Source organism: Thiomicrorhabdus arctica DSM 13458 (assembly GCF_000381085.1).
Lineage (GTDB): Bacteria > Pseudomonadota > Gammaproteobacteria > Thiomicrospirales > Thiomicrospiraceae > Thiomicrorhabdus > Thiomicrorhabdus arctica.
Map to the genome: position 1 here is coordinate 164,487 of NZ_KB905900.1, position 14,234 is coordinate 178,720.

Sequence of the window (14,234 nt, forward strand, 5' to 3'; positions counted from 1 at the left end):
AAAAGGTCACAACAATAGTGACTTTTTGAACCTACAACGTCTCAAATAGGTATATTGGTAATCGTGCGACACGCCTAATTTACCAAATTAACCTAAATTGGGATCTTTGCACAATGTCTCAACTTATTATTTTAGTTTAAAGGAACTTCACATGGAAAGCAGTACAAGTTTAATCATCATCGTGCTTTTGCTCGTCGCCAATGGCTTTTTCGTTGCGGCTGAGTTTGCACTGGTTAAAATTCGCATGTCCAAAGTTGAAACCTTAGCAAAAGAAGACGGTTTAAATGCCAAGTTACTGTTAACGATTAAACACAATCTTGAACCCTATTTGGCGGCATGCCAACTCGGCATTACCATGGCCTCACTTGGGTTAGGTTGGGTAGGTGAACCTGCTGTCGCCAAGCTACTTGAACCTCTATTCCATTCTATAGGCATCTCTGAAGAAGCTCTACACATTACCGCCTTTATTGTCGGTTTTGTCATCTTCTCCTCCTTGCACATCGTGATTGGTGAACAAGTACCGAAGACCTATGCCATTCGCAAGCCTGAACCCGTTTCTTTATGGATAGCCATCCCTTTACATGGTTTCTATCTTTTAAGCTATCCGCTCACTAAAGCTTTAAACTGGGCCGCTTCTGCCATTCTAAAACAACTTGGGGTTAAGGAAGCGTCCCATGATGAGATTTTCAGTGTTGAAGAGATCAGCGATTTAATTGATGCCTCTTCAGAGCATGGCGAAATGGATAACTCTAAAGCCGGCATGATCCAAAATATGTTTGCATTCGACACCCGTATTGCCCGCGACATTATGGTGTCACGTAACAAGGTGGATTGCATTGATATCAACGCTCCTTGGGTAGAAACCATCGATATCATTAAACGACTTGGACATTCACGTTATCCGCTCATTGAAGGCTCTTTAGACAATGTAATTGGCTTTTTACTGCTCAAAGATTTAACGCTTAAAATATTAAATGATGAAATCGTCAGCTCAGAATCATTAAGGGAAATGGCTCGCCCTGCCGGGATTATGCCTGAAGTGATGGGATTACAAAAAGCATTTGATGAAATGCGCATGACGCGTAACCATATCTCTTTTGTCATTGATGAGCATGGAGCCTTTGCCGGCATTATCACGATGGAAGACCTTATTGAAGAGATTGTGGGTGAAATTGCAGATGAACTGGATGAAGACGAAGCGGCTATACAAGAAGCGCAAGATGCCATTGATATCTACCAAGGTTTTGAAGTTAATGGCCTGATGGCCTTGCATGATTTTGAAAAACTCACCCATATCAAATTTTTAGAATCCATGGATGTCAGCACCCTATCAGGGTTGATTATGATGCGACTGAATGGTCTTCCTGAAAAAGGCGACAGTGTTGAGCATGAAGGATGGGTCTTTAAAGTGACGACAATTCATCACCATCGACCAGAAACGGTGTTCGTACAACGTCTGAAAGAAACCTTTGAAATGGTCGATTCTGAAGCCTTAGCCGATAAAGAATAAAGAGAAATTCTATGAGTCAAAATGAAGAAAACATGCAGTCTTCAGAAGAGAAGTTGCTTCATCTGCAAGCTCTAATTGAGCAAGATAATCAGGCTTTGGTTTGTGAGTTTCTCTCCCATCAAATCGACAGTGAAATTGCATTATTACTCGAATCCTTCCCACCCTATAATCGTGAAAAGATTTGGCAGTGTGTCCCTGAGGACATTAGGGGTGAAGTACTGGTCGAGGTTAATGAGGAAGTCCGTACTAGCTTAATGTCGGAAATGCAGTCTGCAGAAGTCTCTGAACTGACAAAAGATTTAGCCGCTCAGGACATTGCAGAAATCTTGGATACGGTGCATGACTCCGTTAAAGAAGAAGTCATTGGTAACTTAGACGAGAGCACACGTGAATACGTGCAGACGTTACACGCCTATGAAGAAGATGCTGTCGGTCGCTACATGGATCCCGAGACCGTTAATGTCAAAGAAGATGTCACGTTAGAAACAGTACAACGCTTCATTCGCATTAAACACTTACTGGATGAACAAACCCAAGAAGTTATGGTCACAGATAAAGATAACCGTCTGACTGGTTCTTTAAGCTTGGTTGATTTGGTCAAACAAAACCAAGACGCTTTAGTCTCCGAGTTCATGCATCAGTCGGTGACCCTATTGGATGAAATGAATATTCATGATGCGGCGGCCATTTTACGTTCTAAAGGTTTGCATTTTGCTCCAGTGATTAATGGGTGCAACCTACTCGTGGGTCAGTTAAATATTGAAGACATCATGGAAATTACCCGTGAAGACTCTGATAATACGCTGATGAGTATGTCAGGGGTAAGTGATGATGTAGAACTGTTTGCACCGATTATGACCAGTGCTAAAAGTCGTGGTATTTGGCTTGGTATCAATTTAGCTACGGCCTTTTTAGCGGCGTATGTGATTGGCCAATTTGAGGCTGTATTATCACAAGTTGTGGCCTTAGCGGTATTAATGCCTGTCGTCGCCAGCATGGGCGGCATTGCGGGTAGCCAGACCCTAACCATTGTCATCCGTGGACTCGCCATGGGGCAAATTGGGGGTAATAACCGTTGGTGGTTATTCAATAAAGAAGTATGGGTAGGTTTCATGAATGGTCTGGTCTGGGCACTTGTTGTTGGCTTGATTGCCCACTTATGGTTCAATGACTTAATGATCAGTATCGTGATCACCTTAGCGATTCTAATCAATATGACGATTGCGAACATGGCTGGCATTGCCGTACCGTTAGTTCTCAAAAAAATGGATATTGACCCGGCACTGTCAGGAGCGGTTATTTTAACCACTGTCACCGATGTGGTTGGCTTTATGTCCTTCTTAGGATTGGCAACATTGCTAATTTTAACTTAACTTTAAACAGAAAGAGCCATTATGAAAAAATTGGTGGGTTGGAGAGAGTGGATTGGATTACCTGAAATAGGCATTCCAATCATGCAATGTAAAGTCGATACGGGTGCCAAAAATTCCGCATTACATGCATTTAAGGTAGATGCTTTTGAAAGCGGTGGACTAGAGTGGGTGCGTTTTTCAGTCCATGTTGATGAAACGGATTTAAGCAAAATCCAACTTTGCGAAGCTAGAGTGATGGATAAGCGATTAGTAACGGACTCCAGTGGGAATGTTTCTGAACGATTTTTTATCGAAACCATACTGGAGATTGGCGAAAGTCACTATCCAATACAAGTGTCACTGACAGATCGTGACACCATGAAATTTAATATGCTATTAGGTCGAACTGCTTTAAGAAAAGGGCATTTCATTGTCGACCCCGGCAAATCTTATTTACAAGGAAAGAAATAATGAAAATTGCAATTTTATCGCGTGGACCTAAACTTTATTCAACCCGTCGATTAGTCGAAGCCGCTGAAGCGCGTGGACACGAAGTCCGTGTCATTGATGCCTTACGTTGTTATATGAATATTAACTCAGTACACCCTACCATTCACTATAAAGGTGAAGTATTGTCGGGCTTTGATGCTGTCATTCCACGCATTGGCGCTTCTGTCACATTTTATGGTACGGCCGTCTTACGTCAGTTTGAAATGATGGGCGTCTACCCTTTAAACGAGTCTGTTTCCATCTCGCGTTCACGTGATAAGCTGAGAAGTTTGCAGTTATTGTCTCGCAGAGGCATCGGCTTGCCCGTCACCGGTTTTGCACACTCTCCCGATGATGTCGATGACCTTCTGGCAACAGTCGGTGGTGCACCAGTCGTTATTAAACTGCTTGAAGGAACTCAAGGGGTCGGTGTGGTTTTAGCGGAAACACACGCTGCCGCTTCCAGTGTTATTCAGGCCTTTAACGGTTTGAAGGCCAATATTTTGGTCCAAGAATTTATCAAAGAAGCTGGCGGTGCCGACATCCGTTGTTTCATCGTCGGTGGCAAGGTCATTGCAGCCATAAAACGTCAAGGTAAAGAGGGCGAGTTCCGTTCTAACCTTCACCAAGGTGGCTCAGCTTCATTGGTGAAGATTACAGCGGCTGAAAGAGCAACCGCAATCAATGCTGCAAAAGCCATGGGACTGAATGTCTGTGGTGTGGATTTACTACGTTCGAATCACGGGCCTGTGGTCATGGAAGTCAACTCTTCACCTGGCTTAGAAGGTATCGAAGGTGCCACCCAAAAAGATATCGCAGGCATGGTCATTGACTTTATTGAAAAGAATGCCAAACCCAATAACACACGTACTAAAGGCAAAGGTTAGGAAAGGGCTGCGGAGATATTTTATGGACACAAAAAACAAGTCCATTACGATCGGTGGCATAACGATTTTGCCAGGTGAACGTAAGACAGTCGATTTAGTGGTGGGAAAGCTATATACCCACAGTGAACTCACCATGCCTGTACAGGTATTGTGTGGCAAGCAAGCTGGCCCAGTGTTATTTGTCAGTGCAGCCATTCATGGTGATGAACTGAATGGCGTCGAGATTATTCGCCGTTTACTCAAAGTGAAAACGTTAAGCCGTCTCAAAGGCACCTTGATTGCCGTACCCATTGTGAATCTACATGGCTTTATCAATCACACTCGTTACTTACCGGATAGACGCGATTTGAATCGTAGCTTTCCAGGCTCAGAAAAAGGCTCCATTGCCGGTCGAATGGCCCACCTCTTCTTAAATCAAGTGGTGAAAAAATCCACCCATGGAATCGATCTCCATACGGGTGCTATTAACCGTTCTAATTTGCCACAAATTCGCGCTAATCTAGATGATGAAGTGACCATGAGTTTAGCCGAAGCCTTTGCGGCACCGTTAATGCTAAATTCAGATTTAAGAGACGGCTCCTTACGTGCGGCCGCTGTTAAACGTAACATACCCGTTCTCCTTTACGAAGCTGGAGAAGCGTTACGATTTGATGAAACCGCTATTCGAGCAGGTGTACGCGGCATCATTAACGTCATGCGTAAGCTAGAGATGTTGCCCAAATCACGTAAATTGGTCGCGAACACTAAACCACCTGTCATTGCGCGTTCCAGTGCTTGGATTCGAGCACCTCACAGTGGCATCTTTCGTTCGGTGGTTCAGGATGGTGCGCGAGTCATTGCTGATATCACCCTGATGGGCGTAGTTTCAGACCCATTTGGAGAGAGTGAGATGAAAGTCTACTCCTCAGCCAATGGCATCGTGATAGGACAGATGAAAATGCCCTTAGTCAATGAAGGTGAAGCACTTTTCCATATCGCTCAATTCGAGCGTAGCTCGGTTGCGGCAACGTCAGTATATGATTTTAATGAAGAGATGTCGGACGACAGTACTTTACCCTATCCGACTGAAGATATTCCAACCTATTAACGTTGTCCGAGTCATACGCCACTAAAAAACACTATATAACACTTGGCTGAGGAAACTCAGCCGAGTCGTCGCTTCCCCCCGTATACGAACGCTATTTTTTATATTCAAGAGCGTTCATCTAATCAAGTGTATTCATCCTGATTTACGTTATATTTATCTATTGCAAACCCTTATTTTCAGGTAAACTTCAATTTTTAGAGCGCTCAAAATTGCTGAGAGAAACGTATGGATATTTTATTTTTAATGCACGCTTGGCAAGAATACACCGTCTGACGATACGGATTCGCTGATTAAAATCACCGATTTGATCGTAACCGTCACACATATTAAAAAACATCTACACTCTCGAAAATTCAGATTCTCTAAGGTCAATAATGATGCTTAAACTCTCCGAAAAGGCTTGTCTTAAAGCCATTAAAAAAGGTCTACTTTTTCACGCGGTGATTGAAGAGGCCTTTGAAATCAAAATTGAAGACTATGGTTTTTTTGTCTGCACAGCGATTCATAACGGTCACCAATTACGCAAAGACTTAGCAAAAAAGTGTGTTTTATCAGACAGCGAAAGACTTTATGAAGAGAGTCCTTTCACAGGTGAAATGATCTCTTCAATGCCAATCACGTTGGTTGCCTTAGATTCTCGTTATGAGTACGACTTAAATCAACCGGCAGAAACCTGTATTTATAAAGAAGCTAAACAGGTTTGGTCTGTGCCTCTGGCGATAAATGAAATACAGCTTAGTGTAAATAAACATGCCTTGTTCTATCGTGTACTGGGCGCGCTCATTAAAAAAGTTGAAAAACTGCATGGCAATTGCCTAGTTTATGATTTGCACGCCTATAACCATGGCCACATGGCTGGCGAAATTTCGCCACCGACCTTCAATATTGGAACAGAACAACTTGACAGTATTCGTTGGGACCGCGTAATTACGCACTGGAATAAAAGTCTAGGCATGACGAACATGCCAAATATTGATACGCGTTCCGCCATTGATGAACTGTTTTTTGGCCGAGGGTATTTAGCAACCTTTGTAAAGCAGCATTTTAAAAACACTTTAGCCTTACCGACGGTGATCAAAAAAGTTTTTATGAATGAGTTAAGTGGTGAAGCTTATCCGCTGGTCTTAGATGAATTAAAATCGGCACTGAAACAAATCATTTTAGCCAATGCTCTTTATTTTGCAAAACAAGGCAAGCCAAACACACCACGCCATAAAACCCAAATGCTCTCTTCAGAACTGGAGCCGGCAGTGTTAAAGCTAGACAAAAAACTTCACCAACTCGCCAGTGGCATTTCGACCTTGTCTTATATTAACCCTAAAAACATTGTGCGCGAACAAAAACGTTTTTTTGCCAAAAATTATAACTATACGCCTGAATTTGATTATCGACAGTTAGAGATCAATCCCTTCGAATTTCGTGAACAACTCTACCGCTTACCTGAAAATGACATCTCAGACATTTCCATTCAACAGATGTATCGCGATACCATTGACTCCTATGCGACTAAAATCGATTTATTAGCAACCGTTGGGACAGAAAACTTTCTCTATAACTCATTGCGCTATTATGGTGAGCCAAGTGAAGATGACATTCAAATGGCGCATTTTATTCTCTATGCCAAGCCTTTTGAAGTCTTTGAAGAGCGAACCATTGATGCACTGTCGGCTAAGGCCTATTTTTTAACGGCATTGGAAGAATACAATATTCAGTGTCACGTTGAAGTGACCGATAAAATCATCGCCTCAGCGATGGTGGACAATGCTAAAAAAACCATTCTCATCAATAAATCCATGAAAATGAATCAGATGGAAATCAATGCCTTAATTCATCATGAACTAGGAGTGCATATGGTAACCACCGTAAATGCAGATTTACAACCTTTAAAGATTTTTAAATTGGGTCTACCGGGCAATACCTATACTCAAGAAGGTTTGGCAATCTTATCCGAATATATGACGGGCAATATGAACTTGCCGCGATTGAAAACCCTAGCTTTACGGGTGATTGCCGTCAAAATGATGATTAATCAATATGACTTCAGCCATACTTTTAAGACCTTAATGAATGATTATGGCATTGCTCGAGATGAAGCGTTCCGTTTAACCGCCCGCGTTTATCGTGCAGGGGGCTTCACTAAAGATTTCTTATATTTACGCGGCCTTAAGGATGCGTTGAAGATTCACAGTAAAGAATCTTTAGAAGGGCTTTATATTGGCAAAACCAGCTTTGCTTACCTTAAAACAATCAATGAAATGACAGAGCGCGGCATGGTTACTCGACCCCCCCATCTGCCGATGTATTTGAAAAAAGATATGGGCTTGAAAGCCAATCCAATATTGGATTATTTGATGCACTCTTCGGATTAAATCGCCGTATAAAACGTTCATATATCACCTTTCGCTCTCAGCCTTGAGGGCGGTCAAAAACCCTAAAACTTGTTGTCGTATTCGAACGAATATCAAATTTTCCAAAACCTAAATAGGCCGGGCTAAAAAATGACAACTTCACCGTTCATGCTGGTAGATCCAATAGGGTAGAATAAATACTTAAATAAAAAAATCACGGAGCCTTCATGTTAAGTCGAGCAGATCTAGTTTCAAAACCACTGTTGCTGAATCAAGGGGATATAGAGCTTAAACGTGCAGAAATCAAAGCGTACTTCAATCAAACTCAAGACAGTTATGAAGCTTTATTTGAAACCTTAGCTTCCGACAGCGCTTATTATGAAAAACCGTCCCGTTTACGCCATCCACTGATTTTTTACTTCGGTCATACGTCTACTTTTTTCACCAATAAACTTATGCTGGCCAAGTTACTGCCTGAGCGCATGAATCCCCACATCGAATCCATGTGTGCGATTGGTGTGGACGAAATGTCATGGGATGATCTGAATGAAGCCCATTATGATTGGCCAACGGTTGATTCTGTCCGCCACTATCGTCAACAAGTCCGCCAGGCTGTCAATGACTTAATTGATGAGATTGAATTTACGTTACCGATTGATTGGGCCAGTCAAATGTGGCCGATTATGATGTGTATTGAACATGAGCGTATTCACTTAGAGACCTCATCCGTATTGATTCGCCAGCTGCCCATTACTTCGGTGGTCGCCACACCTGTTTTTCCTATTTGCCCTGACAGGAGTGAGGCTCCCCAAAATATCTTATTTGAAGTGCCTGCAGGTGAAATCACTGTCAACCAGCAAGACCCCACCGAAGTTTACAGCTGGGACAGTGAATATGGACATCATCATGCCGTCGTTGAAGAATTTAAAGCCGCTGCTTTTTTGGTTTCTAACCAAGAGTACCTTGAATTTGTGCAGGCTGGTGGTTATAGAAATCCAGAATATTGGGATAAAGAAGGCAACAAATGGCGACAATTCAGCCCTGATGAACACCCTACTTTTTGGTTAAAAAAAGACGATGAATGGTGGTTACGTTGTTTGACCGATGAAATCCCAATGCCCTGGAACTGGCCTGTTGAAGTCAACAACTTGGAAGCTGCGGCTTTTTGTCACTGGAAAGGCCACCAAACCGGTCGCTCACTGCGTTTACCCAGTGAAGATGAATACCTTCGTCTTCGCGACCATAGCAACGCCCTACACCATATAGATCAGGCCAATATAAACTTACAACAATACGCTTCGACTATACCGGTAAACACTAACCAAACAGGAGATTTCTTTGACGTCATCGGCAATGTTTGGCAATGGACGCAAACGCCTATTTATCCGTATGAAGGCTTTAAGGTACACCCGCTTTACGATGACTTCACGACCCCAACTTTCGATAACCAGCACACCCTATTTAAAGGTGGCAGCTGGATCTCAACCGGCAATCTCATGAGCTCCACATCGCGTTATGCTTTTCGCCGTCATTTCTTCCAGCACGCAGGATTTCGTTATATCGAATCGGCCGAAGTCGTACAGACACATTTCTCCACCTATGAAACCGATACGGCAGTCTCTCAATATTGTGAGTTTCACTACGGCGAATCGCATTTTGGCGTACAAAATTTTGCCCAAGCCTATGCTCAGGCAGCCATTGAAGCCATCCAGCAAGATTCTGACTTCAACGATTCTAAAATCAACAAGGCTTTGAAAGTACTGGAAGTCGGCTCCTCTGTAGGGCGAGCAAGTTTTGAACTGGCGCACTATTTTGACGAGGTGACCGGAGTAGATTTCTCGGCACGTTTTATTCAAGTCGCCAATCAACTCAAAGAGACCGGAAGTGTACTCTACACAATGCCTATAGAAGGCGAGATTATAGACTTTAAGGAGTGCAGTTTAGCCGAGCTCAATTTGGCAAACATCGCCAATAAATGTACCTTTTTACAGCAGGATGCCACTAATCTCAAACCGATATTTACGGGCTATGACATGGTGGTCGCGGCTAATTTGATTGACCGTCTATATGAACCTAAAAAATTCTTAGCTGAAATTCACCAGCGTTTAAATTCAAGAGGTTTATTAATGCTGACCTCCCCTTATACGTGGCTAGAAGACTTTACCGCTAAAAAATATTGGCTAGGCGGCTACAAAGACCCTCAAACAGGTGAAAATGTGTCAACGCTGCAAGGTTTACACGCGGTACTGGATGCCGAGTTTGAACTCGTCGGAACTCCCTTTGACTTACCGTTTGTGATTCGTGAAACCCAACGTAAATATCAACATAGTCTGTCGCAAGTCACACTTTGGAAAAAACGAAAGTAAAGTGACCAGGCCTGGTCATTTTGAAACAGACACTTTATTGTGTCTCTAACAAGTGCTTTATAGGCAATAAACAACATAGAAAAGAGAGTTGATTCATGCAAGCGCCCCTCAATGACTTTAACGACGAGCTTAACCAAACCATTTCTAGGGAAGGGTCTTATGCCGAGAAATATGCGTTGCGTGAGGCACTGTTTGGGACAGAAGACGTCTTACCCATGTGGGTCGCCGACATGGATCTGCCCACGCCCTCGTTTATCCTCGATGCACTCAAGAAACGTTTACAACATCCTTTACTGGGATACACCGTCACACCTGAGCCCGTCTATCAAGCGATTATCGATTGGCAAGCACATCACCATTATCACATTACAACATCCCAAATAGTGTTTACCCATAATGTTGCCAACGGTTTTCACATGGCTGTTTCTGCATTTACCCAGCCGGGCGATTCAGTTTTAGTGCAACCGCCGATTTACCCCCCATTCTTACAGGCCCCTAAACTCAATGACCGAACGCTGGTCGAAACCCCCTTAGTTCGGTTAAATCACCAATATCAAATCGACTTTGCTGCATTTGAAACGGCCATCGTCGACAACCAGGTAAAATTGTTCCTATTTTGTAATCCCCACAATCCCGTTGGCCGCGTTTGGTTACGATCTGAGCTGGAACAAATCGCTGAAATTTGCGTGCGCCATAATGTCATAATTGTCTCGGATGAGATTCACTCTGACTTAGTTTATGACGGCCAACAACACGTGCCTATTGCATCTCTTTCTCCAGAGGTTGCTAACATAACGGTTACACTAAGCTCCCCTGGTAAAACCTTTAATTTAGGGGGCTTACAAATCGGTTATGCCCTCATTGCTAACCCTCAATTGAAAACCGCTTATTTGAGCATTGCCAACAGCGTTTCTATCCACAACTTGAATCTGTTCGCTATGATTGCCTTGCAATCCGCCTATTCCAAACAGGGTTTCACGTGGAAAGAAGATTTATTAAAGCACTTCACGCAAAACTTAGACACGGTAGAGAACTTTGTGAAAGAGTTTTTGCCTTTGGTGACTTTCTCTAGACCACAAGCGTCCTACTTGATTTGGCTGGATTTTAGAGAGATGTTTGATGATCAAGAAACACTAAAAAATTGGCTCGTCCAAAAAGCAAAATTAGGGTTAAACGATGGATTAGCCTTTGGCGAGGCTGGCAAAGGGTTTATGCGAATGAACATCGCCGTCTCGAAACCCGCTTTACTCAAAGCCTTAAAACAGTTAGAAACGGCGGCGAGCGCCTACATCCGCTAACAAACTGCTTTATGAACGCTCCGATCTATTTAATACAAATACAGCGGAAAACAGATTGGCTTTAATACTCAATTTAAGCGTTGAGTGGTGAACGTCACAAATGGCTTTTACCATGGGTAAACCGAGTCCGTTGCCTTGGTCCGAACGTGCGCTGTCTAAACGAACAAAGGGTTTTTGTATCTCCAATAACTGTTCTTGTTTTATGTCCACACCACTATTATCAATGCGAATTTCAACACGATTTTTTGGTGTGAGTTGTAATCTGAATTCAATACGCTCTCCCGAATGCGAGTAATTCAAAGCATTTTCTAAAAGGTTAATAATCGCTTGAGCCAACAACTGCCGATCGCCCTGAACCCATAAGTTTTCAGAGAGGTTATTCACCCATATCAACCCTTGCTCTGAGCCCATATCTTGATACAGATCGCTTAAGTTTTCACACAATTTTGATAGGTTCACCGGGTGTAAAACACCACTTTGAGTGCCGGATTCTAATCGTCCTAACTGCAATAACGCATTAAACGTTTTACCCAAGGAATCCATCTCCTGCAAAACATCCGATAAGGCATCTGAACTCACTGACGGTTGGCTTTGCAAGCTTTCAACTCTGGTTTGGATCCGCGTTAAAGGCTTGCGTAAATCGTGTGCGATATTTTGGCTGACTTGGCGCATATCGCGCATCAACTGTTCGATGGTGTCTAACATTCGGTTTAAATGCGATGCAAGTTCATCAAACTCATCGGGTAAATGATTCAAAGACGGCAGTCTTACTCGATGGCTTAAATTCCCCGATTCAATCGCTCTCGCTGTTTGATTAATGGGATCAATTCTTTGTAATATTTTATTTCCCAACAGCCAACCTAATAATAAAGAGATGAAGGTAACCCCACCAAATAGCAGCAGCATGACCATCAAGGTAAAGTCTTTCAATTGTTCAGTGGAATCGATACTCTGAGTAATCAATAGCTTTGACCCATCGGTAAACTCGGTGGCCACCGCTGGCCAAAATCCTTCGTCAATATCCATTCGCTGCAGCGGCAGATTTTCTTTTTCCAACAGAACATTCGCCACCTGACTATCCAATACCACTTCTTCAGGCCAACTCTGTAATCCCCCCGCCAATCGTTCGCCCTGTGCGGACAATAACAAATAATATCGGTGGCTGTGACCTCGTGTTTGATTCTCAGCTTTTAGCTGCTGTAAATTCTCGATAAGAGACGCTTGACCTTGCGTTTGTTGAATACGTGTCAACTGCCCCAGGTTGTAGCTTAAATCGGAACTTATTTGAGCCAACACAAAGCTGTTTAAAGCCCAATACAACGTTAACATGGCTAACAGGGTTAACCCGCTCAAAAAGATGGATTGGCGGATGGCCAGGCGCATGGCAAGCGTTTGCCAAATATTAGGTTTTGTCACATTTAACTCATTATTGGCGGAGCGTTTCAATGGATTACGCCAAAACGTCTGGAGTGTGCGAAAAAACATACCCTTTGCCTCGTATCGTGTGAATCAATGGTGGATGAAAGGGTTTGTCCACTTTGGTACGTAAGCGGGATATTTGGGTATCAATCAAATTGGAGTCGGTATCAAAATGAAAATCCCAAACCTTTTCAAGCAACATATTACGGGTAATTAATTGATTGGGGTTGAGTGCAAAATACTCTAATAACTTTCGCTCCTGAGGCTGTAAAAGCACACGTTTTTCTTGACGAAAGACCTTTCCGGACACCTTATTCAAACGTAAATCAAACACCTCTATCCAATCATTTAAAATCGGGGACATGACGGTTTGTGAGCGTTTGACCAGTACCTCGAGCCGAGCAACGAGCTCTCTTAATGCATAGGGTTTGACCAGATAGTCGTCCCCTCCCGCTTGCAGACCCTCTACGCGTTCGTCTACGTCCCCCAGTGCACTCAATATTAGAACAGGCATTGTATTATGGTTGGCTCGCAGCTGTTTAATTGCCTCGATGCCATCCATTTTCGGCATCATTCGGTCAATGACCATGACATCGAAAGAGTCTTGGGCGACCGACGCCAGCGCCTCAAGCCCATTTCTGGCTAACTGCGTTTGATGCCCTAAGCTTTCTAAATTTTGCGCCAACACCTCTGCTGCAATGGGGTCGTCCTCAACAATCAACAATTTCATTTTTTGATTCCTTATTCCAGACAAATCAACTTGTCCATTTAACCACCATATGATGCTTATAGTATAAAAGTGTTTGCCGCCAACCAACCTTACCAAATAGAAAGGTCATTCGCCGCTTCCTTACCAAATGGCAAACGACACCTTACAAGCTTGCGAATATGATGAACTCTAGAAAGGGATTCCCCCTGACGTTCAACTTGTATCTACATTAGGAGAAATCGAATGACACCGTCAATAGCACCATGTGTGGCACTTAAGAAAAATACAGCTCAACAAAGTCAAAGGCAATATCTGTCGGCAATTGGGCTGTCCATTACTCTATTGGTCAGCAGCGCACAGGCTTTTTCTGCAGAGTCACTCTATCAAGGGACTCCCATTAAAGGTGAGCTAAGCAGCCAGCAGTTAGTACAATTAACCAATCAAGAGGACGAAGAGCAGGACTCGGAATATCAAGGTCAGATTCCCGTTGCATGGTACCAAGACACACAAGACGTTGCCAGATTAGCGTTAATCGATCAAACCAAGGCCATCTCATTAGGCAACCAAACAGGTCTAGGAAAAGTCTTTAAAGCAAAGTTAGATGAAGATGAAAACTTCTTGGTCTGGGAACTGACTATTTTAAGCCAACAGGGACAGATGTTTGATCTGACATTGGATGCCGGCAATGGCAACGCCATTAAACTTGCACTGTCTGAGGAGAATGAGGACTAAACGCTTTTTTCATCTAACCCCTCTGCCAAGCCTGATG

General features: G+C 43.1%; 11 protein-coding genes. 9 read left to right on the forward strand and 2 right to left on the reverse strand.

The window, feature by feature from the left end:
• Nucleotides 1-151: 151 nt before the first annotated feature.
• The 8 genes from F612_RS12510 to F612_RS0109285 all read left to right on the forward strand — a co-directional run bounded on the left by F612_RS12510 (nt 152) and on the right by F612_RS0109285 (nt 11,337).
• On the forward strand, nt 152-1,510 hold the full coding sequence (locus F612_RS12510; RefSeq protein WP_019557485.1) for a hemolysin family protein: 1,359 nt from the start codon (nt 152-154) through the stop codon (nt 1,508-1,510).
• Between the two features lie 11 nt (nt 1,511-1,521).
• Complete coding sequence (gene mgtE, locus F612_RS0109255; protein WP_019557486.1) at nt 1,522-2,883, forward strand: magnesium transporter; 1,362 nt, start codon at nt 1,522-1,524, stop codon at nt 2,881-2,883.
• Between the two features lie 21 nt (nt 2,884-2,904).
• Nucleotides 2,905-3,333: an ATP-dependent zinc protease family protein gene (locus tag F612_RS0109260; protein ID WP_019557487.1), complete on the forward strand. Its 429-nt coding sequence runs from the start codon at nt 2,905-2,907 to the stop codon at nt 3,331-3,333.
• Nucleotides 3,333-4,238 carry a 30S ribosomal protein S6--L-glutamate ligase gene (rimK, locus tag F612_RS0109265; protein ID WP_019557488.1) on the forward strand — a complete coding sequence of 302 codons (906 nt, stop codon included), beginning with the start codon at nt 3,333-3,335 and terminating at the stop codon, nt 4,236-4,238. Before F612_RS0109260 ends, rimK begins: the two co-directional genes overlap by 1 nt.
• A gap of 22 nt (nt 4,239-4,260) precedes the next feature.
• On the forward strand, nt 4,261-5,325 hold the full coding sequence (locus tag F612_RS0109270; RefSeq protein WP_019557489.1) for a succinylglutamate desuccinylase/aspartoacylase family protein: 1,065 nt from the start codon (nt 4,261-4,263) through the stop codon (nt 5,323-5,325).
• 374 nt (nt 5,326-5,699) lie between these two features.
• Nucleotides 5,700-7,694, forward strand: a complete 1,995-nt coding sequence (locus F612_RS0109275; protein WP_083917353.1) for a flavohemoglobin expression-modulating QEGLA motif protein — start codon at nt 5,700-5,702, stop codon at nt 7,692-7,694.
• 206 nt (nt 7,695-7,900) lie between these two features.
• The gene (gene ovoA, locus F612_RS0109280; protein ID WP_019557491.1) at nt 7,901-10,039 is read left to right on the forward strand and encodes a 5-histidylcysteine sulfoxide synthase; all 2,139 of its coding nucleotides are present in this window, start codon (nt 7,901-7,903) and stop codon (nt 10,037-10,039) included.
• Nucleotides 10,040-10,134: 95 nt separating this feature from the next.
• Nucleotides 10,135-11,337, forward strand: a complete 1,203-nt coding sequence (locus F612_RS0109285) for a MalY/PatB family protein (protein ID WP_019557492.1) — start codon at nt 10,135-10,137, stop codon at nt 11,335-11,337.
• A 9-nt stretch (nt 11,338-11,346) separates the two neighbouring features.
• On the opposite strand, the gene F612_RS13020 is transcribed toward F612_RS0109285, so the two are convergent.
• Nucleotides 11,347-12,822 carry a sensor histidine kinase gene (locus tag F612_RS13020; protein ID WP_019557493.1) on the reverse strand — a complete coding sequence of 492 codons (1,476 nt, stop codon included), beginning with the start codon at nt 12,820-12,822 and terminating at the stop codon, nt 11,347-11,349.
• Nucleotides 12,788-13,486 (reverse strand): response regulator transcription factor, encoded by a 699-nt coding sequence (locus tag F612_RS0109295; protein WP_019557494.1) that lies wholly within the window; start codon nt 13,484-13,486, stop codon nt 12,788-12,790. The genes F612_RS13020 and F612_RS0109295 overlap by 35 nt, the downstream gene beginning before the upstream one ends.
• Nucleotides 13,487-13,708: 222 nt before the next feature.
• On the opposite strand from F612_RS0109295, the gene F612_RS0109300 reads away from it, so the two are divergent.
• Nucleotides 13,709-14,197: a PepSY domain-containing protein gene (locus F612_RS0109300; RefSeq protein WP_019557495.1), complete on the forward strand. Its 489-nt coding sequence runs from the start codon at nt 13,709-13,711 to the stop codon at nt 14,195-14,197.
• Nucleotides 14,198-14,234 lie beyond the last annotated feature (37 nt).

What these genes read in the sequence shown, in the direction of transcription:
- F612_RS12510 (WP_019557485.1), top strand. Translation starts at nt 152, where the DNA reads ATGGAAAGCAGTACAAGTTTAATCATCATCGTGCTTTTGCTCGTCGCC.
- mgtE (WP_019557486.1), top strand. Translation starts at nt 1,522, where the DNA reads ATGAGTCAAAATGAAGAAAACATGCAGTCTTCAGAAGAGAAGTTGCTT.
- F612_RS0109260 (WP_019557487.1), top strand. Translation starts at nt 2,905, where the DNA reads ATGAAAAAATTGGTGGGTTGGAGAGAGTGGATTGGATTACCTGAAATA.
- rimK (WP_019557488.1), top strand. Translation starts at nt 3,333, where the DNA reads ATGAAAATTGCAATTTTATCGCGTGGACCTAAACTTTATTCAACCCGT.
- F612_RS0109270 (WP_019557489.1), top strand. Translation starts at nt 4,261, where the DNA reads ATGGACACAAAAAACAAGTCCATTACGATCGGTGGCATAACGATTTTG.
- F612_RS0109275 (WP_083917353.1), top strand. Translation starts at nt 5,700, where the DNA reads ATGATGCTTAAACTCTCCGAAAAGGCTTGTCTTAAAGCCATTAAAAAA.
- ovoA (WP_019557491.1), top strand. Translation starts at nt 7,901, where the DNA reads ATGTTAAGTCGAGCAGATCTAGTTTCAAAACCACTGTTGCTGAATCAA.
- F612_RS0109285 (WP_019557492.1), top strand. Translation starts at nt 10,135, where the DNA reads ATGCAAGCGCCCCTCAATGACTTTAACGACGAGCTTAACCAAACCATT.
- F612_RS13020 (WP_019557493.1), bottom strand. Translation starts at nt 12,822, where the DNA reads ATGTTTTTTCGCACACTCCAGACGTTTTGGCGTAATCCATTGAAACGC.
- F612_RS0109295 (WP_019557494.1), bottom strand. Translation starts at nt 13,486, where the DNA reads ATGAAATTGTTGATTGTTGAGGACGACCCCATTGCAGCAGAGGTGTTG.
- F612_RS0109300 (WP_019557495.1), top strand. Translation starts at nt 13,709, where the DNA reads ATGACACCGTCAATAGCACCATGTGTGGCACTTAAGAAAAATACAGCT.